Here is a 20,567-nt window from a genome sequence, read left to right as displayed (position 1 = left end):
TTTCAATCAGCGTTTAATCAGATTGCGTAAGTTTTCTAAATACTGCTGCGCCTGGAGTTTCGGATCGACATCGCCTGCCAGTTTTTTCTTACGTCCCAGCCAATCCAGTTCATCCTGCGGTAACTCATCCAGAAAACGGCTAGGCGTCATCTGTTTCATCTGACCGCCCGCTTTACGCTGTTCTGCCAGAGTAATGGTCAGCCCCTGACGCGCACGGGTAATGCCTACGTACATTAAGCGACGTTCTTCCTCTACCGTTTCAGCGGCAATTGAGTTTTTATGCGGAAGAATTTCTTCTTCAAGCCCAATCAGATAGACATAAGGGAACTCCAGACCTTTTGAAGCATGCAGGGTCAACAGATTGACCTTATCGGTATCTTCTTCTTCCTGCTGCTGCTCCAGCATATCCAGCAGCACCATTTTGCGGATTACACTTTCAATGTTCCGTTCATCAACATCTTCAGCCCGGTTAATCAGGCTTTGAATACTGCTGTAAAGGATTTCAATATTGTCCAGTTTGGTTTTTTCCTGCGCAGGCGTTGCAGCAGACTCTTTGACATAGTCAATATAACCGGCTTCAACCATCATCTTACGGATAATGGGCACAGGTTCATCATCTTCAAGCAACTCACGGGTGAACGTGGTGATGAAGTCTGCAAACTCTGCCAGCTGCGTCGTCGCCTTTTTAGGAATGACCATGGTCAGTCGCTGATCGGCTGCAGCCGCCAGCAGTGCCAGATGATTTTCCTGAGCAAAAAGCCCCAGTTTTTCAAGGGTCACAGGACCAATCGCACGTTTAGGTGTATTGATAATTCTTAGAAATGCACTGTCATCTTCAGGGTTAATGATGAGCCGTAAATAACTCATGATGTCCTTGATTTCAGATTTGGCAAAGAATGACTGTCCACCTGAAAGTTTATAAGGAATCTGCATCTGACGCAGCTGTGTTTCCAGAATACGCGCCTGAAAGTTTCCACGGTATAAAATCGCGTAATCTTTCCAGTTTTTCCCGTTCATCAGCTTGTGAGTTAAAAGGTCTTTTACCACGCGTTCTGATTCATCGTCATCATTACGGCAGGTAATGATGCGGATCACCTCACCATGTCCCTTATCTGACCATAATTTTTTATCAAAAATATGCGGGTTATTTCCAATGACCGTGTTTGCAGCTTTCAGAATACGACTGGTTGAACGATAGTTCTGTTCCAGTTTAATCACTTTCAGATTAGGGAAATCTTCTTTCAGCAATGCCATATTTTCAGGCTTTGCACCACGCCATGCATAAATGGACTGGTCATCATCCCCAACGGCAGTAAACTGTCCCATTACCCCCACCAGCATTTTGACCAGAATATACTGTGCTGTGTTGGTATCCTGATACTCATCCACCAGCAGATAACGTACACGGTTCTGCCATTTGTCCCGTACTTCTGCATTTTCCTGAAGCAAACGGGTTGGCATCACGATCAGGTCATCAAAGTCCACTGCATTGTACGCACGCAAGTTACGTTCATAGAGCTGATACAGATGTGCAAACTGAACGTCTTCGGCTGTTTCACAGGTTAAATGTGCCTGCTCAGGTGGGATCAGGTCGTTTTTCCAGTCTGAAATCATCTTCATGGCTTTGGCAATCAGCTCTTTACTTTCAGCACCAGAAAGATTGTCACGATGCATCAGATCCATCAGGATACGTTTACAGTCATCTGCATCCAGAATAGAAAAGTTGGCTTTCAGAGGTGTATTTTTCAGCTCCAGGCGCAACATATTCAGACCGAAAGTATGAAATGTCGAAACCGATAAGCCTTTTGCTTCTTCACGAGACAGCAGTTTACCGACCCGCTCTTTCATTTCACGGGCAGCTTTATTGGTAAAGGTCATGGCTGTAATACGATGCGCAGGAATTCTACACTGCTGAACCAGATAAGCAATTTTCCGGGTGATCACCGATGTTTTACCCGAACCTGCCCCTGCAAGTACTAACAAGGGTCCTTGAGTATATTTCATGGCTTCAAGTTGCTTGTCATTTAACTGACTTGCCAGTGACATAGTTATTCCTCTTCTCTGTCCTTGCAGGATTATAGTCATCTATGCATGACTTTCATAACCCTAAAACTGATTTCCCGTTCATAAAAAAAACCACCCTGAGGTGGTTTTTTGTGTTCAGCCCTTTCAGACTGAACTGTACAGAATTATTGTACTGCGTAGATGCTGATTTCAACACGGCGGTTCTGTTCACGACCCGCAGCAGTTGAGTTGTCAGCGATAGGATTTGCAGAACCCTGACCCTGAGTGTTGATACGTGCAGTAGAAACCCCCTGACCAGCAAGGTAGCTTGCTACAGACTGAGCACGAGCCTGAGACAGAGGAATATTGATCGAGTCATTACCCGTGTTGTCTGTATAACCTGTTACAAGAATACCGCTCTTGTTGTCTTCAGTCAGCGTCTGCGCAACTTTGTTCAGCGTTGAATAGAAGTTAGGTTTGATGTTTGATTTGTTCGTATCAAATGTAATGCTGCCTGGCATGATCAGACCAACAGAACCATCTGGATTACGGTTAACTTCAACACCGGTACCCGCCATTTGCTGACGAAGTTTCTTCTCTTTATTGTCCAGATATACACCTGTCGCACCACCTAAAACAGCACCGATTGCTGCTGCACGGTTGTTCTGACGGCTGGTGTTGGCATTACCTTTAGATACACCATAACCTGCTGCTGCACCGATTAAAGTACCCAGTGCTGCTTTGTCGTATTCAACGCCACCGATGTTATTACCTGTAGTCTGGCAACCAGATAAAACCAATGCCCCTACGACCGCTGTAACTGCAAGTGCACGCATTGCATGCCTCCTTAAGAATGAGTCTTGTTGTTTATGTATCAGATGATGAATTAAAAAAAATGGTTAGACCATTGATTTTTTGTTAATAATAAAGCTTTAACTTACATTTTGTAATAATTAATTCCACATTTATCGCTTAGTACATCACAATTTATTCACAGTTGCACTTCAATACTTTTTAAAAGTCGCAGATGTCTTTATAGTGGAATCCATTACAAGTCTATGAGTTTAATGCAGGGATCGCTTTATGTCATCTCAATCAAATAAAGAACCATTATTAAAAAAAATTTCACGTGGTCTTACTGTCGGGTCAGTCATTACAGGCAGCACCTTCTTTCATGGTCCACCTGTCCTGGCACTGGGACTGACCAAACTGGTGAAAAAATCAAAAAAAGTGGATGAAACCAACATTCAGATCACCAACAGCTGGCTGAGTGTCAACAACTGGCTGATTGATCATGTTCTTCCTGATACAAAATGGGATATCAGCATAGATGAAAATCTGAATCTCAGTATGCAGGGTCGTTATCTGATGACCTGCAACCATCAGAGCTGGGTGGACACCACCGTCAATCAGTATTTTGGTCTGACCCGTATGCCACTGACCCGTTTCTTTACCAAATGGGAGCTTATCTTTATTCCTTTTGTCGGTCAGGCATTTAAAATCCTGGGTTTCCCTATGATGAAACGCCACAGTAAGGAACAGATTGCGAAGAATCCTGAGCTGAAACACAGAGACATGGATGAAGCACGTAAAGCCTGTGAGCAACTGCTGAGTCAGCCCTTTACTTTGCTGAACTACCTCGAAGGAACCCGCTTCAGCCCTGAAAAACATGCACAGCAGCAATCCCCTTTTAAAAATCTGCTTAAACCGAAAGCAGGTGGTCTGGCACTTGCATTGAATATTCTGGGTGATCAGATTGATGCACTGGTGGATATGACTATTGTTTATCCTGATGGAGCGCCGGGTTATGGCGAGTTCTGGCTCGGTGAAGTTCCCCGTATTGCTGTCAATTTAAGAAAAATAGAAATTCCAGCCTGGGTTCATGGTGGCAACTATGAAGATGATCCTGAGTTCCGTGAGCATTTTCAGCAATGGGTGGATGAACTCTGGACTGAAAAAGATCAGCTGATCACAGACATAAAAGCAAAATATCAGACGCCTAACGTGGCATAACCATCATGAGCACAGAAGGCAATGCAAGTATGAAACCAGACGATACAATAAAAAAATCAAAATACCAGCATCTTGATCCTAAAAGTCTGTCATTCAGAATCTATCTGATTTATGACATTTTTATGGTGTTTATTATTGTATTTAACCTGTTCTGTCTGGCGACCAACTTTTTCCTGATGAGTAATATCGGGAGCTGGTTTTTTCATGCAATTCACCTGCCCGCTGTTCTCGATTTTTACAAAGAGCATCTGCATCCGTGGGTGATCACGACAGAAGCCTGGTTTATTATTTTTCTGATTGCGGAATTACTGATCCGATGGACGATCGCTATTGTTCAGAAACATCATCGTCGCTGGTTTTTCTTTCCGTTTATTCACTGGTACGAAATCCTGGCGATTGTTCCACATCTGCGCTTTCTACGTCTGTTCCGTGCGGGCGTTATTGCTTACCGACTGTATGAAATGGGGTATCAGGTTGTTCCTCCATCCATTCAGAAACGTGCTCTGTTTTACTACAGCATTGTGATGGAAGAACTGTCTGACCGTGTTGTTCTGACTGTGCTGGATGGTGTGAAACATGAACTTACCACCAGTTCAACGCATAAAAAAATCATTCATGACCTGGTTGACCATCACCGTGTCATGTTTGCACAGGTACTGACCGAGATTCTGCAGGAAGCCCTGGCAACTGAGCTGAAGAAACAGCAGTACAACATTTCGACCAATGTTGGGAATATTGTCAACCAGGCCATAGAAGACACACCTGAACTGACTCAGTTACTGCGGCTTATTCCTATTGTAGGCAGTCGTATTGAACAGCAGATTCAAAGTATTGGTCAGCGTTTAGGGGAAAACATCACTGAAGGTCTGATTGCTCCGTTCGTTGCAGGCAGCCCACAGCAGCCAAATGCAGCCTATACACTGATTGCCGACAGGGTCAGTAATCTGAGCATTGATAATGCTGCTCTGGAACAGCTGGTTGAGTCAGTCGTTTATGAAAGTCTGGATGCAATCCGTGCTCAGGTCAAAGTAAAACAGTGGATGGAAAAAATGGAACAGCATGAGCAAGACAAAGAATAAACATCAGAATAAAAATGTTATGCAGTACAGTAGAGAAATCCCTCAAATTGTTCTAGCATTTGCCCTATTTACAATATTGTTTTGACAGCTTACTGAACAGGTCAGAAATCCTAAGGAATAATTATGGCTGATATACGGATAACAGGCAGAATGGTTAACTTTACACGGTTAACCCTTGATACAGATGATCATGCTGCCATCCGCCAGCAACTTACACAGATGCTTCAGGAGACCGGTTCTCAAGGCACACCTGTCATCATTGACAGTACAGTTGAACAGGAGCTGATTGCCCTGATTCAGTTACTGATCAGCCTGGATTTACAGCCTATGGCGGTTATTGATGGACTGCTTGGTGACGAAGCCCGTGCCATTCAGTTCCCTGTTTTACCTGCGGACCGCCCTTTACAGCGGATTAAACCCACCCAGGAACAGGCAGCAGAACCTGTAGCTGCCACAGACCAGCAGGATAAGAAAAACGCTAACCCTGCTGAACCTGTTAAAAACAGCCTGACTCAAGGTCATATTACCTCTTTTCATAATGAAATATTGCGTACAGGTCAGTGTCTTGTCCAGGATCACGGCGATATTATCAGTACAGCGGGCATCAACAGTGGTTCAGAAGTCATTGCTTCAGGAAATATACATATTTATGGCAGTGCCCGTGGTAGAGTCATAGCAGGTGCAGGTGGTAACGGGGCAGCACGCATTTTTTGCCACTCCCTTGAAGCCGAACTGGTTTCGATTGCAGGAACATATTGTGTCGCAGATGACATTCCTGCATATGCAGTAAAGAAAGCAGTTCATATTTACCTGAATGATCATCAGGAGCTTGTCTTTGAAGCTCTCGAATTTTAATGTATAAATAAACACCAAAAGCCCCATTTAATTTAAGGGGACGACCATAACAGGAGTGGATTCGGTGGCGAAAATTGTTGTCGTAACATCAGGCAAGGGTGGCGTGGGCAAAACTACGACAAGTGCATCTTTTGCAACAGGTTTAGCCCTTCGTGGCCACAAAACTGTTGTTATTGATTTTGACGTAGGCTTACGTAACCTTGATTTAATAATGGGGTGCGAGCGTCGTGTTGTTTATGATTTTGTAAATGTGCTGAATAACGAAGCAAGATTACAACAGGCATTGATCCGTGATAAGGACATTGAAAACCTTTATATCCTGCCTGCATCTCAGACACGTGATAAAGATGCGCTGACTGATGAAGGCGTAGCACGAGTCATGGATGAACTGTCTCAGGAATTTGATTACATTATCTGTGACTCACCTGCGGGTATCGAGCGCGGTGCGATTCTGGCAATGTATCATGCTGATGAAGCCATTATTGTGACCAACCCTGAAATTTCATCTGTACGTGACTCAGACCGTATTATTGGTATGCTGGACAGCAAAACCAAAAAAGTGGAAAACAATGAAGGTCGCATCCGTAAGCACCTGTGTATCACACGCTTCAACCCAGAACGTGCAGACAAGCAGGAAATGCTGACCATTGATGACATTTCCAAAGATATTTTACGTGTACCAACCATGGGCGTCATTCCAGAATGCCCAAGCGTTCTGCAGGCGTCCAACGAAGGTAAACCGGTCATTCTGTTTACAGAATCAGAAGCTGGTCAGGCTTATGATGACCTGGTTGCCCGCTTCCTTGGTGAAGAACGTCCTTACCGTCATATCTCGGTAAAACCTAAAGGCTGGCTGGCACGATTATTTGGAGCATAAACATGGCAGGATTCTGGAGTAAACTTTTCAGTAATGATGATAAACCTTCAAGCGCTCAAACCGCAAAAGACCGTTTAAAAGTCATTGTTGCTTCTGAAAATGGCCTGGGCAAACGCCTGAGCCAGGACAAAATTGACCAGATGAAGAAAGAAATCATGCAGGTGGTCAACCGCTATGTCCGCGGTGTGGATGAACAGCACATTCAGATGTCTGTCCGTTCAGAAGCAAATATTGAAATGCTTGAAATGAATATCAATTTACCTGAAGAACGATAATTTTATTATTGATTAGTCAGCTGAACTGATTCAGGGCAAAATATGCGGCAGCAGGAAATACAGTATTTCCATGTCACAGAATTTTGCCCTTTTTTGTAGACTGATTTCAGCCAGACTTTGCAGTTTTACTTATTTAAGAAAAGCTCAGAAGTTTTTTATAATGAAAAATATGTCCGTTAATTTTTTTGAGGAGATGCTGTTATGGCACTTTCACAGCCAGCAACGTTCAATGAAGAATGGTCAGACGAGCGTGTATTTGCCTATTTAGAGCAACTGCCTCCTGAAGGCGTCAATGCAGATTTTCATGTTCTGTATCATGCTTTCAAACATATGCGCCCGTTTGACTATGAACGTCTTTTAACAAAGTTTGTTGCAGATGGACGCGATGTAAATGCCACTGATCCTGAAGGACAGCGCATTCACGATGTGATCGCTAAGTTTCCACGTCAGAAAGACGGGTTCCTGGAAGTCCTGGCAAAGTTTGCATAATAAAATACAATGCTACAAAAAGCCTGCGTAAGCAGGTTTTTTTATTAAATTCAATAAAATACCCCCTCTCTGCACCAGTAGACTCATCAATGAAACAGCACATTTATTGTAAAAAAGGCATAGAAACTACTCACAGTTATCCTATTGTTGAGTCTATATTTAAAAATATCTGTGATTTTATTGAACTTAATGAAACATCTGATTTATTAAATAAAACCCATATACATGGTGCAACCAGTACCGAAATACAAAATATTTTAAATATAAAGCTCGAAACTCTAGGTTTCACAAGTGAAAAAAAGGGACTGTTCAAACAGTATATTTCGAGTAATTTGAGACCTGATTTTTTCAAAAAAATTTCAGAAAATGATGGAATTATTGTAGAGGTTGAACGTGGAAAAACCTTAGATAACAATATGAATTTACTTGATATATGGAAATGTCATATCTGCAAGGATGCCAACTATCTCTTTCTCATTATCCCTGAATTTAAAACCAATCAGAAAGGTTCAAAGCAGAAAATATTTGACCGAACCATCAACAGACTTGCTTCATTTTTTGAAGAGGATAATTATATTAATGTAGATGCTGTATTTATTCTCGGTTACTGATTAAAACAGAGGGCTAATAAATTAGCCCTCTGTTAATTTCACACCAGAATATCACGCTTACCATTGGCACCCATGGCACCAACAATCCCGTTCTCTTCCATCTGATCCACAATACGTGCCGCACGGTTATATCCAAGGCTGAACTTACGCTGCAAGGAAGAAACCGATACTTTGCGTGTCTCCAGTACAAAGGAGACACACTGATCATACAGCGCATCCCTGTTCGGATCACTGTCACCATCTTCAAAACCACGTGAAGTCGGTTCTTCATCATACGGCGTCAGAATTTCATCGACATAATCCGGATCACCACGCTCACGCCAGGCATCACAGATGCGGTTGACTTCATCATCTGAAATAAAAGCACCATGTACACGTTCCGGTTCAATTTTACCAGGCCCGAGGAACAGCATATCACCATGCCCCAGCAGATCTTCTGCACCGCCTGCATCCAGAATCGTCCGTGAGTCCAGCTTGCTGTTTACACGCAATGCCGCACGGGTTGGAATATTGGCTTTAATCAGACCTGTCACCACATCCACTGTCGGTCGCTGAGTTGCAAGCAACAGATGGATACCAGCAGCACGGGATTTCTGTGCCAGTCGGGTAATCATTTCTTCTGCTTTTTTACCCACCTGCATGATCATGTCTGCAAACTCATCGGCAACAATCACAATCAGCGGCATAGGCTGCAGACGTGGCGCGCGACTCTGAGTCGCTGTGTCTTCAGGTTTCCAGGTTGGATCAATCAGGTCTTCACCGTTGGCGATTGCTTCTTCAACCTTGCGGTTATAATCCGTCAGTTTACGCACTTTCAGCATCGACATCAGTTTATAGCGACGTTCCATTTCATTGACACACCAGTTCAAAGCACTGACTGCATCTTTCATATCTGTTACCACAGGAGTCAACAGGTGTGGAATATCATTATAGTTTGCCAGTTCGAGCTGTTTCGGATCAATCATGATCAGACGCAGCTGTTCTGGCGTGTACTTCAGTAACATCGACAACAGCATTGCGTTTACCGCAACTGACTTACCTGAACCCGTTGTTCCTGCGACCAGCATATGCGGAGCTTTAGCCAGATCGGCCAGAACCGGATTCCCTGAAATATCTTTACCCATCGCCATACTGAGCAGTGCATCTGGATCTCTGTACGCAGGTGTTTCCAGCAGTTCAATCAGGCGCACCATTTCACGGGTACTGTTCGGCACTTCAATACCGATATAAGGTTTTCCAGGAATAACTTCCACCACACGTACCGATGCCATGGACATGGAACGTGCAAGATCACGTGAAATATTAGTGACTTTAGATGCCTTGACCCCAGGTGCCAGATCCAGCTCAAAACGGGTCACGACCGGTCCAGGCTGTGCTTCGATGACCTTCGCTTTGACATTAAATTCCTGAAGTTTAATTTCAAGTAACTCTGAAAGTCGGGCTAACTGCTCTGCAGTAAAATTGACCTTTTTATTTGGATCGACTTTATCCAGAATATCCAGTCCAGGCAGAGGTGACAGATCAAGACGTTTCCGTGCAACCTGCATTGCCCGTGACATTGGGCGACCAAAAGCATCTTTCAGCGGTGCATCCAGATCAAAATCATCTTCTTCAATCTGTTGCTCAGGCTCTGGTTCAGCAACGCCTGCCGTACCCTGCCATGCATCCCTGAACGCATCCTTATCTGAAGCAACACGCTGTTTCTCTTCATCTGAGAAACTGGATACAGGAACAGCTGAGGTCTGTAAGTCCGTCTGAATATCTGCTTTTACAAATGCAGAAGACTGGGCATAACTGCTGGCAGTCCGCTCTGTTTCAATATTTTCAACAAGCAGGTCATCCAGCTCGTCAAATTCATCAGTCTGCATCTGATTTTTAGGAATATTACTGTGAATTACAGGTGTGCTGACTGTTCGGCTCTGTTCAGCAGTACTGTCCTGGATGTTCTGTACAGGATTTTCTGTACGTTCAGAATTGAACGGTGTATGAATATCGGTTGCTGTTTTTGTACCTGGTACAGCTGCAAGCAGTTCATCAAAAATTGCGTCATCATTCCAGTCCATCGACTCTTTTGTTTGAGTCTGTGACTGAACACCTGCTGCAGGATGAACCACTTCATCAAAATGATGTCCAGGTTTAATTGCATCATCTTCTTCTGCCGCACGCAGCAATGCATCTATTTCTTTCTTATGATGATTTTCATCTTCAACTTTCAGAGCACGCCAGACTTCACCTGAACCGACAATTTTCTGACTGTCCTGCTCAAGCTGATGTGCTTTTGCAATCGTCTGTTCAAGTTCCTGCTCATCTTCATCATCCCACTGTAACTGCTGAGATTTCTGCTCACGCTCCACCATATCATCAAACAGACGTTCTGCCGCATGATGATGCCGGGATACCCTGATCTCAGGAACTGCTTCTTCATGTTCAGCAAGGGAAGATTTATCTGAGACAGGAGTGACAGCTGCCTGTTCATGCGTATTTACAGCAGGTGTAGTCCGGTCAAAAGCAGACTCACTGACAGGAACATTTTTATAGAATAAATCCTGCAGATAAGCAGGAGTTGCTTTCAGCGTTGCCCATGTTCTGTTCCATTTGACACCAAAAGCTAGTGTAAACAGTAACACCCAGAACAGAATCAAAAATACCGCTGCGCCATAAACCGTCAGAATCTGTGACAGACTCTGCCCCAGTTCATAGCCAATGATACCGCCTGATGCATTTTCCAGTGTATCTGCCGGCATATCCCAGAACAGAAACAACAGACTTGCTGTAGCGAGTAAAATAAAAAACTGTGCTGCATAACGGAACGGCTTATTCAGAAAACTGTGTGGCCACCAGACCTGCACGGCTTCCATAAACAGAAAAACCGGTATCAGAAGACTTGCCCAGCCCAGAAAACCGAACAGCAGATCTGCAATCCATGCACCAGCGACACCACTGGCATTGGAAACCTGCTGGGTATCACTGGAAATGTGCATCCAGCCCGGATCAAATGGCGTATATGTCACGGTCGCAAGGAACAGATAAATTCCAAACGAAATCAAAAATAATGTCATGATTAAGCGCTGTGCATAGGCACCCGACATCGCTGTCATATACTGTCCTGTAACCAATTTTTCATTCATATTTTTACTGGAAACCTGCATCAGATGCAGAAGTGTTTTAAAACCATATATTATGCACCTGTTCATAAAAAAAAGATGCAGGATTGTTTAAGTATGTTGTTAAGTTATGCTATATAGCTCAAACCGATTTATGTCATCAATATTATCTACATTAATCACGTCCAACAGCATGGCTGTTTCACGTATAATTTCACAAATTTCGATATAAAAAAAGGATGCTGCGAATGAGCGCTCGTCATTCACGACTGATTATTTTAGGTTCAGGTCCTGCAGGATACAGCGCCGCTGTCTATGCTGCACGTGCCAACTTAAAGCCTGTTCTGATTGCAGGTCTGCAACTGGGCGGACAGCTGACCACAACCACTGAAGTGGACAACTGGCCAGGTGATCCAGAAGGTCTGACCGGACCTGCCCTGATGGAACGTATGCAGGCTCATGCTGAACGTTTTGGTACTGAAATTGTTTATGACCATATCAATGAAGTCGATCTGAGTGTCCGTCCATTTGTCCTGAAAGGTGATATGGATGAGTTTACCTGTGATGCACTGATCATTGCGACAGGTGCAACAGCACAGTACCTGGGTCTTGAATCTGAAGCTGCATACATGGGTCAGGGTGTCAGCGCATGTGCAACCTGTGATGGATTCTTCTACAAGAATCAGAATGTCATGGTGGTTGGTGGTGGTAACACAGCTGTTGAAGAAGCGCTTTACCTTTCCAATATTGCTGCCCACGTAACCCTGGTTCACCGTCGTGACAGCCTGCGTTCTGAAAAAATCCTGCAGGATCACCTGTTCGAAAAGGAAAAAGAAGGTAAAATCAGTATTATCTGGAACCATCAGGTGGATGAAGTACTGGGTGAAGCATCTTCAGGTGTTACAGCTGTACGCTTAAAATCCACTCAGGATGACTCTACACAGACTGTTGACGTTTCAGGTCTGTTCGTTGCAATTGGTCACAAACCAAATACAAGCATGTTTGATGGTCAGCTGGAACTGCGTAACGGCTATATTCAGGTGCACAGTGGAACTGCCGGTAATGCGACAGCAACGTCTGTTGCAGGTGTATTTGCAGCGGGTGATGTTGCTGACGATGTATACCGTCAGGCAATCACTTCTGCAGGTTCAGGCTGTATGGCAGCACTGGATGCAGATAAATATCTGGATTCACTGAATGACTGATCTGAACATCCTGTTCATCTGAATCAAAAGCCATCCTTCCTGGGTGGCTTTTTTATGTATGATAGAAACAGCTGTTCTGGAATTTTAACAATGTCTGCACTTCCTCCGTCTCAATTTATTTTCCCCGATCCTGTCGAAAGTGATCCAGAGGGTCAGGGATTAATCTGTATTGGTGCTGACCTTGACCCATCCACTCTGTATGAAGCCTATACACACGGACTGTTTCCCTGGTTTTCAGAAGGAGAACCCATCTGCTGGTGGTGTCCTGAACCCCGCTGCATTATTCGTCCGCAGGATTATCATCCCAGTAAATCCCTGCTCAGAAATATGAAAAAAATGGACTACAGGATGACCGTCAACCAGGCTTTTGAAACAGTGATCCGATCCTGTGCCCTCCCCCGCAGTTATGCCAATGAAACATGGATTTCAGAAGATATTATCCAGGGGTACTGTGAACTGTTTCATGCAGGATATGCCTACAGTATAGAGGTCTGGGAAAAAGATCAGGTCATTGGGGGACTTTATGGAGTGACCATTGGACAAGGCTGCTTTGGTGAGTCGATGTTCAGCACACAAACTGATGTCTCTAAAATGGCTTTTTATGCACTTATGCTGATCAGTCAGGAAAATAATCTCCCCTGGATTGACTGCCAGCTGGTCAATGACCACCTCTTAAGCCTGGGTGCCTGTACAATTTCACGCCATCAGTACCTTAATTCGTTACAAGATGTTGTAAAACAGCCCTCCATCAATTGGAAAAAATATCAGGAAGGTGTATTTTCAAGTAAAACAATAGCGTTGCACTCGCGATTAATTCAATGAAAATAAGAGAGGGATCTTGTACATGAATTCATATCACCCAAAATCCCTGCTGAACGATTTACAGTATTACATTACGCCACCACACGATTGCAGTTATCTTGAAAACAAATCTGCACGTATGGTTTTTTTAGATCCGGTTCACCGCATTGATGTGGTGACGCTGTCGGAACTGTCACGCATGGGATTCAGACGAAGTGGGGACTTCGTTTACCGTCCTGAATGTCACCTTTGCAGACAGTGCCTGTCCAGCCGTGTTCCAGTGCATGAATTTCAGATGAACAGCATTCAGAAAAAATCATGGAAACGTAATCAGGATCTGACCGTTAAAATCACATCCACCCGAAATGCAACAGATCAGCATTATGCACTGTATGAGCGTTACATCAATGAGCGACATGCAGATGGCGACATGTTCCCGCCCAGTCAGGATCAGTTTGAAAAATTCCTGGTTCACAGCTGTACAGACAGTTTTTTTCTCGAATTATGGAAAGATGAACAACTGATTTCAGTTTCCACCTGTGACTTGCTCGATGATGGACTTTCTGCGGTTTATACTTTTTTTGATCCGGATGAAAGCCGTCGTTCTCTGGGTGTATTTGCAATACTCAAGCAGATTGAATATGCCCGCAGTACAGGTCTGAATTATGTATATCTAGGCTATTGGGTGCCCCACTCAGAAAAAATGAATTACAAATCTCAGTATATTCCCCTGGAACTGTTGATAGATGGGCAATGGCGCAGACTGAATCATTCATTGTCTAAAATTGAAATCACTCAGCTGGGTGATTCACTGATGACGACACTGCCCTCGGGCTGGAACAACCCTATTATTAAATAATTATCCTGAAATGCCTACTGTCAACTGAACAGACTGGCAAAATCATCACTGCAGGATTTCACCATAATAATCGCATGCTCCCGGGTACCGTCAGTATTCGGGTAGTAATTTTTCCGCAGATCAATCTGATGAAAATGTGCCTTTTCATACAAAGCAATCGCAGCTTTATTGGATTCTCTGACTTCAAGAAAAATCTGAACGGGATTGTTTTTCAGCATCTGAACCGACTGATCAAGCAATTCATAGCCCAGACCCTGCCCCTGAAAGTCAGGATCAATCGCCATCAGCAACAGATTGGCTTCATCCACCACCGCCTGCAATATACAGAAACCCACCACCTGACCATTTTTCTCAATCACAGTGCTGAGATAAGAATCAACTGATTCCTGAAACTGCTTGTATGTCCATGGATGGCTCTGTACCAGATTTTCAATTTTAACCACTGCTGAAACATCAGCCTGTTGCATTAAACGAACCATCTTCGTTCTTCTTTTCAAGAAACAATGTGCTGAATTATAGGCATTTCACTCTGATAGGCAAATATAAAAGACCGCTGTAGCAACAACAGTTTTTAATAGCACAATATGCAGAATAAAATCAGGATAATGCATACACAGGACTCTCTTTAAATCCGCTTTATCTTTATTTTTCAGGCAAAAAAAGAGGTGATTTTCATCACCTCAAAGAGTCAACCGATTTTACAGCCCCAGTTTTGCTTTCCAGGTTTCAAGCAACTGAACTGTATCCAGATCATTCGGGTGAAAGCCTGGTTTAAAATAAGCCAGCATTTCTTTGGTCATACCTGCAATGATGCCTTTAGATGGACTATAGGCATATTTATAAATCATTCCCAGTTCTTTCAGATTCAGTTTCCCATCTTCTTTTAATAATCGGATCACAAATGAAGATTGTGCCAGGAAAATTAGCGTCACAGCAAAAACCAGAGCCGAGGTACGTAAACTGTACGCCTTTAAACCTTTACCAAAAACACCCTCATAAACATCAAAAGCCACTGCTTTATGTTCATTTTCCTCAACCGCATGCCAGTACCACATATATGACATGGTCGGATCAGTCATTAATTCCTGAATGTGTTCATTGATCAATAACTGTGAGGCAATTGTTGCAGTGAAATGTTCAAGTGCTGTTGTTGCTGTTAAATCCACCATTTCCTGCGTCATTCCAAATGGTTTAACAACTTTTGCAAATGATTTACGTGCAAATTGAATCAGACGACCTGTTTCACGCTCGTATTGATCGACCTTATGACCAAATTTCTTTGCCGAAGCATTAAAGTTCACATGCTCCTGAGTATGCATCGCTTCCTGTCCAATAAATGCACTGATCTCTTTCTGCAATGCCTCATTGTCTTTAATACTTGGGTGATAACGTACAGCCCGTACAGAATCAATAAAAAGTTTTTCGCCATCAGGAAACAGCGCAGACAATGCAGTCATGAAATGTGTGATACCCGCAGATTCACGTGCCCAGTATTCAGGTACATCATCAAAACTGAAATTCATACGGCGGACTGGGAAGCTTGCACCTGCACGGTTGGAAATATTTACTTTTGCATTCATTGCGGTTACTCCTGTATCTGCTGAACGCAGATAAAATCTTATGCTTGTTTTTCTTAACTCTTATATTACGGCTTTATTAAAATGCGATAAGTGCAGTTTAGGACATGCAAATATCAGTTAAGGACAGCTTATATAAATATTGTCCTACAAAATATTCACTTAAATTATAAATCTGATTTCCATAAAAAAAGCGCTCCAAAGGAGCGCTTTTTTTACATCAGTGCAAAATTATGCAGTTACTTTCGCAACAACACCAGCACCAACTGTACGACCACCTTCACGGATCGCAAAACGCAGACCTGGGTCCATTGCGATTGGGTGGATCAGTTCTACTGACATTTCAACGTTGTCACCTGGCATAACCATTTCAACGCCTTCTTTAAGTGCAATCGCACCAGTTACGTCAGTTGTACGGAAGTAGAACTGTGGACGGTAACCGTTAAGGAATGGAGTGTGACGACCACCTTCTTCTTTAGAAAGTACATATACTTCCGCATCGAATTTAGTGTGTGGCTTGATTGTACCTGGTTTAGCAAGTACCTGACCACGCTGAACATCTTCACGTTTAGTACCACGAAGAAGAACACCACAGTTCTCGCCCGCACGACCTTCGTCAAGAAGTTTACGGAACATTTCAACGCCAGTTACAGTTGTTTTAACTGTATCTTTGATACCAACGATTTCGATTTCTTCGCCGACTTTAACGATACCAGACTCAACACGGCCAGTTACTACTGTACCACGACCTGAGATAGAGAATACATCTTCGATTGGCATAAGGAATGCTTTATCAATAGCACGCTCTGGCTCTGGGATATAAGTATCAAGCGCTTCAACAAGAGCAAGAACAGCTGGAACGCCGTACTGGTTGTCTTCACCGTTAAGTGCAGAAAGAGCTGAACCACGGATAACTGGAGTGTCATCGCCTGGGAAGTCATAAGTAGAAAGAAGTTCACGAACTTCCATTTCTACTAATTCAAGTAATTCTTCGTCATCAACAAGGTCACACTTGTTAAGGAATACAAGAATATAAGGTACACCAACCTGACGTGAAAGCAGGATGTGTTCACGAGTCTGTGGCATTGGACCATCAGTCGCAGCACATACAAGAATCGCACCATCCATCTGAGCAGCACCAGTGATCATGTTTTTAACATAATCGGCGTGACCTGGACAGTCAACGTGCGCATAGTGACGGATTGGAGAATCGTATTCTACGTGTGAAGTATTAATTGTAATACCACGTGCTTTTTCTTCAGGTGCAGAGTCAATTGCAGCGTAGTCTTTCGCTTCACCACCAAAAGTTTTAGCACATACAGTTGCAATAGCAGCTGTTAAAGTTGTTTTACCATGGTCAACGTGACCGATTGTGCCCACGTTAACGTGTGGCTTATTACGTTCGAACTTAGCCTTAGCCATGAGATCTTCCTTTTAAACTACTCATGGGGGCAAACCCATGAGCTTGGTTTTTTTAACTATGAATTAGTTTGGGCTTATAGTAATCGAAAGATTACTCGTCGTCACCTTTTTTACCGCCATTTTGGAATTTAGAAATGATGCCTTCAGCCACGTTACGTGGAGTTTCAGCATATTTAGCAAATTCCATAGAGTATGTCGCACGACCTTGAGACATAGAACGCATTTGAGTCGCGTAACCAAACATCTCAGCAAGTGGAACTTCAGCACGGATCGCTTTAGTACCGCCAGGTAAATCGTCCATACCCTGAACCATACCACGACGACGGTTTAAGTCACCCATGATATCGCCCATGTAGTCTTCTGGAGTTTCTACTTCAACTTTCATGATAGGCTCAAGCAGGATAGGATCCGCTTTCATGAAACCATCACGGAAGGCATAAGAACCTGCCATTTTGAACGATAATTCGTCAGAGTCGACATCGTGGTAAGAACCGTCGAATAATGTCGCTTTGATACCCACAACAGGGTAACCAGCCAGTACACCATTCTTCATACGTTCCTGAATACCTTTGTCAACCGCACCAAAGAATTCTTTAGGTACTACACCGCCAACAACTTCTTCAGCGAATTCGTAGTCTTTACCAGCATCTTCAGCAAGCGGTTCAAGACGTACGTATACGTGACCGAATTTACCTTTACCACCAGTCTGACGAACAAACTTACCTTCCTGTTCAACCGATTTTTTGATCGTTTCACGGTAAGAAACCATTGGTTTACCAATGTTTGCTTCCACACCGAATTCACGCTTCATACGGTCAACAATGATGTCAAGGTGAAGTTCACCCATACCGGCAATAATCGTTTGACCAGATTCTTCATCTGTACGAACGCGGAATGATGGATCTTCTTTTGCAAGACGACCTAAAGCAACTGACATTTTTTCCTGGTCAGCTTTAGTTTTAGGTTCAACTGCAAGTGCAATTACTGGCTCAGGGAATTCCATGCGCTCCAATGTAATTACGTGATTTTCATCACAAAGTGTATCACCAGTTGTAGTATCTTTAAGACCTACACACGCTGCGATGTCACCTGCACGAATTTCTTCGATGTCATGACGATCGTTTGCATGCATCTGCACGATACGACCAACACGTTCACGCTTCATTTTTACTGGGTTATAACACGGGCTACCCGCTTTAAGAACACCAGAATAAACACGTACGAACGTTAAGTTACCAACGAATTTGTCGTTCATGATTTTGAACGCCAGCGCAGAGAATGGTGCTTCATCAGACGCTTCACGAGAACCTTCAGTTTCGTCTTTGTCGTCAAGAATACCTTTGATCGCTTCTACGTCAGTCGGTGCAGGCAAGAATTCAATTACAGCATCCAACATACGTTGAACACCTTTGTTTTTGAATGCAGAACCACACATCATTGGCTGAATTTCATTCGCCAGAGTACGTGTACGTAGACCGCCAACAATCTCTTCTTTAGTCAGTTCGCCTTCTTCCAGGTACTTGTCCATCAGGTCTTCAGATGCTTCAGCAGCAGCTTCAACCATATTCGTACGCCATTCTTGCGCTAATTCAACCAATTCAGCTGGGATCTCACCGTATTCAAACTTCATACCTTGAGATGCTTCATCCCAGATAATCGCTTTCATTTCGATCAGGTCAACAACACCCTGGAAGTTTTCTTCAGCACCGATTGGAACAACGATAGGCACTGGATTTGCACCCAGGCGAGTTTTCATCTGTTCAACAGCACGGAAGAAGTTCGCACCTGTACGGTCCATTTTATTTACGAACGCAATACGTGGAACTTTATATTTATTTGCTTGACGCCATACAGTTTCAGACTGAGGCTGAACACCACCTACAGCACAGTAAACCATGCATGCACCGTCAAGAACACGCATAGAACGTTCAACTTCGATTGTGAAGTCTACGTGTCCCGGGGTGTCAATTACGTTAATACGGTGTTGTTCAAACTGGTTACCCATACCAGACCAGAAGCATGTTACTGCTGCTGAAGTAATGGTAATACCACGTTCTTGCTCTTGCTCCATCCAGTCTGTAGTTGCAGAACCTTCGTGAGTTTCACCGAGTTTGTGGCTTTCACCTGTATAAAACAGAATACGTTCAGACGTAGTTGTTTTACCAGCATCGATGTGGGCAGAAATACCAATATTACGATAACGAGAAATTGGGGTTTGACGAGCCATGATTTCTTGCATTCCTAAATTTTGTTGTTTAAAACAGGACGCTTTAAGCTGCATAGCAACTTAAAGCGATTCGATGACAGTTCTGTGAAAACAGAACTGTCACCCTCCTGAATAGGGGCTGTTTTATCCGCTTAGAAACGGTAGTGAGAGAAGGCTTTGTTGGCTTCAGCCATACGATGCACATCTTCACGTTTTTTAATCGCTGAACCTTTACCTTCAGCTGCATCAAGCAACTCACCAGCAAGACGTAAAGCCATTGTTTTTTCAGAACGCTTAGCAGCAGCATCTACTAACCAACGCATAGCCAGGGCAGTACGACGGGATGGGCGCACTTCCATAGGTACCTGATAAGTAGCACCACCAACACGGCGTGCTTTTACTTCGACCATTGGACGAACTTTTTCAAGCGTAGCTTCAAAAAATTCAACTGGGTCTACTTTATTTTTTTCCTGAACGCGGTCTAAAGCACCGTAAACGATACTTTCAGCAATAGATTTTTTACCATCTTGCATTACGTGGTTCATGAATTTAGCGATTGTTTGGCTGCTGAACTTAGGATCCGGAAGGATTTCACGAGCAGCAACTACGCGACGTCTTGGCATTTTAAACTACCTATATATATGACACTTCAGGTTAATCCAGCCGTAGCACAAAGTGTCATGTGCTTTCGCTGGCCTTACTACACGTCGCTTGAATTTCACAAAATTAATGCAGAAATCAGACAAGCGAGACGATAAAGGATTGCGGTTCTACAGTCTTAAGAGCTAATTCTTAACGAATTATTTCTTAGGACGTTTAGTACCGTATTTAGAACGTGACTGGTTACGGTCTTTCACGCCAGCACAGTCTAAAGAACCACGAACGGTATGGTAACGTACACCTGGTAAGTCTTTAACACGACCACCACGGATAAGAACAACACTGTGCTCTTGCAGGTTATGACCTTCACCACCGATATAGCTTGATACTTCAAAGCCTGAAGTTAAGCGAACACGGCAAACTTTACGCATTGCTGAGTTAGGTTTTTTAGGTGTAGTTGTATAAACACGTGTACAAACACCACGACGCTGTGGACAAGCCTTCAACGCAGGAACTTTTGATTTTTCAACCAAAGTCGTACGACCCTTGCGGATCAACTGATTTGTTGTTGCCATATGGCAATTCTCCCG

The 20,567-nt window shown here is 43.5% G+C and carries 18 protein-coding genes and 2 pseudogenes; 10 read left to right on the top strand and 10 right to left on the bottom strand.

Translation table 11 applies throughout. The features are described from left to right. Positions 1–6 precede the first annotated feature (6 nt). A complete protein-coding gene (locus CDG61_RS04150) occupies positions 7–2,046 on the bottom strand; it encodes a UvrD-helicase domain-containing protein (protein WP_087551289.1) in 2,040 nt (679 codons plus the stop codon). A 143-nt stretch (positions 2,047–2,189) separates the two neighbouring features. Then, a complete protein-coding gene (locus tag CDG61_RS04145) occupies positions 2,190–2,840 on the bottom strand; it encodes an OmpA family protein (RefSeq protein ID WP_087513375.1) in 651 nt (216 codons plus the stop codon). A 247-nt stretch (positions 2,841–3,087) separates the two neighbouring features. On the opposite strand from CDG61_RS04145, the gene CDG61_RS04140 reads away from it, so the two are divergent. The 7 genes from CDG61_RS04140 to CDG61_RS04110 all read left to right on the top strand — a co-directional run bounded on the left by CDG61_RS04140 (position 3,088) and on the right by CDG61_RS04110 (position 8,203). Beyond that, positions 3,088–4,017 carry an acyltransferase gene (locus tag CDG61_RS04140; protein WP_087551290.1) on the top strand — a complete coding sequence of 310 codons (930 nt, stop codon included), beginning with the start codon at positions 3,088–3,090 and terminating at the stop codon, positions 4,015–4,017. Positions 4,018–4,046: 29 nt separating this feature from the next. Beyond that, positions 4,047–5,096, top strand: coding sequence for a hypothetical protein (locus CDG61_RS04135; protein ID WP_087551306.1), 1,050 nt, complete (start codon positions 4,047–4,049; stop codon positions 5,094–5,096). A 123-nt stretch (positions 5,097–5,219) separates the two neighbouring features. After that, positions 5,220–5,951 carry a septum site-determining protein MinC gene (minC, locus tag CDG61_RS04130; RefSeq protein ID WP_087551291.1) on the top strand — a complete coding sequence of 244 codons (732 nt, stop codon included), beginning with the start codon at positions 5,220–5,222 and terminating at the stop codon, positions 5,949–5,951. A 64-nt stretch (positions 5,952–6,015) separates the two neighbouring features. Further along, on the top strand, positions 6,016–6,828 hold the full coding sequence (gene minD / locus CDG61_RS04125) for a septum site-determining protein MinD (protein ID WP_087551292.1): 813 nt from the start codon (positions 6,016–6,018) through the stop codon (positions 6,826–6,828). Positions 6,829–6,830: 2 nt separating this feature from the next. Continuing rightward, positions 6,831–7,103 (top strand): cell division topological specificity factor MinE, encoded by a 273-nt coding sequence (minE, locus tag CDG61_RS04120; RefSeq protein ID WP_087513371.1) that lies wholly within the window; start codon positions 6,831–6,833, stop codon positions 7,101–7,103. Positions 7,104–7,304: 201 nt separating this feature from the next. Continuing rightward, the gene (locus tag CDG61_RS04115) at positions 7,305–7,592 is read left to right on the top strand and encodes a PA4642 family protein (RefSeq protein WP_087513370.1); all 288 of its coding nucleotides are present in this window, start codon (positions 7,305–7,307) and stop codon (positions 7,590–7,592) included. 89 nt (positions 7,593–7,681) lie between these two features. Next, positions 7,682–8,203 carry a hypothetical protein gene (locus CDG61_RS04110; protein ID WP_087551293.1) on the top strand — a complete coding sequence of 174 codons (522 nt, stop codon included), beginning with the start codon at positions 7,682–7,684 and terminating at the stop codon, positions 8,201–8,203. A 38-nt stretch (positions 8,204–8,241) separates the two neighbouring features. Here the strand turns inward: CDG61_RS04110 and CDG61_RS04105 are convergent. Next, positions 8,242–10,587 (bottom strand): annotated as a pseudogene (locus CDG61_RS04105) (DNA translocase FtsK); the annotation flags it as partial. Between the two features lie 105 nt (positions 10,588–10,692). Continuing rightward, a pseudogene (locus CDG61_RS17790) lies at positions 10,693–11,301 on the bottom strand (DNA translocase FtsK 4TM domain-containing protein); the annotation flags it as partial. 254 nt (positions 11,302–11,555) lie between these two features. Between CDG61_RS17790 and trxB the strand changes: the two are divergent. The 3 genes from trxB (at position 11,556) to CDG61_RS04090 (ending at position 14,172) form a co-directional block, all read left to right on the top strand. Then, entirely contained in the window at positions 11,556–12,512 is a 957-nt protein-coding gene (trxB, locus tag CDG61_RS04100; protein ID WP_087551294.1) for a thioredoxin-disulfide reductase, read from the top strand. Positions 12,513–12,602: 90 nt separating this feature from the next. Next, complete coding sequence (aat, locus tag CDG61_RS04095; RefSeq protein WP_087551295.1) at positions 12,603–13,334, top strand: leucyl/phenylalanyl-tRNA--protein transferase; 732 nt, start codon at positions 12,603–12,605, stop codon at positions 13,332–13,334. Between the two features lie 22 nt (positions 13,335–13,356). After that, entirely contained in the window at positions 13,357–14,172 is an 816-nt protein-coding gene (locus CDG61_RS04090; RefSeq protein WP_087551296.1) for an arginyltransferase, read from the top strand. 20 nt (positions 14,173–14,192) lie between these two features. On the opposite strand, the gene rimI is transcribed toward CDG61_RS04090, so the two are convergent. From rimI to rpsL, 6 genes are all read right to left on the bottom strand, one after another. Beyond that, positions 14,193–14,651 (bottom strand): ribosomal protein S18-alanine N-acetyltransferase, encoded by a 459-nt coding sequence (rimI, locus tag CDG61_RS04085; protein WP_087551297.1) that lies wholly within the window; start codon positions 14,649–14,651, stop codon positions 14,193–14,195. A gap of 219 nt (positions 14,652–14,870) precedes the next feature. Next, positions 14,871–15,752 carry a metal-dependent hydrolase gene (locus tag CDG61_RS04080; protein WP_087551298.1) on the bottom strand — a complete coding sequence of 294 codons (882 nt, stop codon included), beginning with the start codon at positions 15,750–15,752 and terminating at the stop codon, positions 14,871–14,873. Positions 15,753–15,980: 228 nt separating this feature from the next. Next, complete coding sequence (gene tuf / locus CDG61_RS04075; protein WP_118998476.1) at positions 15,981–17,171, bottom strand: elongation factor Tu; 1,191 nt, start codon at positions 17,169–17,171, stop codon at positions 15,981–15,983. 91 nt (positions 17,172–17,262) lie between these two features. After that, positions 17,263–19,398, bottom strand: a complete 2,136-nt coding sequence (fusA, locus tag CDG61_RS04070) for an elongation factor G (protein WP_087551614.1) — start codon at positions 19,396–19,398, stop codon at positions 17,263–17,265. 131 nt (positions 19,399–19,529) lie between these two features. After that, entirely contained in the window at positions 19,530–20,000 is a 471-nt protein-coding gene (gene rpsG / locus CDG61_RS04065; protein ID WP_004862749.1) for a 30S ribosomal protein S7, read from the bottom strand. A gap of 177 nt (positions 20,001–20,177) precedes the next feature. Continuing rightward, positions 20,178–20,552 (bottom strand): 30S ribosomal protein S12, encoded by a 375-nt coding sequence (gene rpsL, locus CDG61_RS04060; RefSeq protein WP_002050319.1) that lies wholly within the window; start codon positions 20,550–20,552, stop codon positions 20,178–20,180. Positions 20,553–20,567 lie beyond the last annotated feature (15 nt).

Source organism: Acinetobacter sp. WCHAc010052, assembly GCF_002165295.2.
GTDB classification, from domain to species: domain Bacteria; phylum Pseudomonadota; class Gammaproteobacteria; order Pseudomonadales; family Moraxellaceae; genus Acinetobacter; species Acinetobacter chinensis.
Note: the sequence above shows the minus strand (reverse complement) of the source record. Positions and strands in the feature narration are given on the sequence as shown.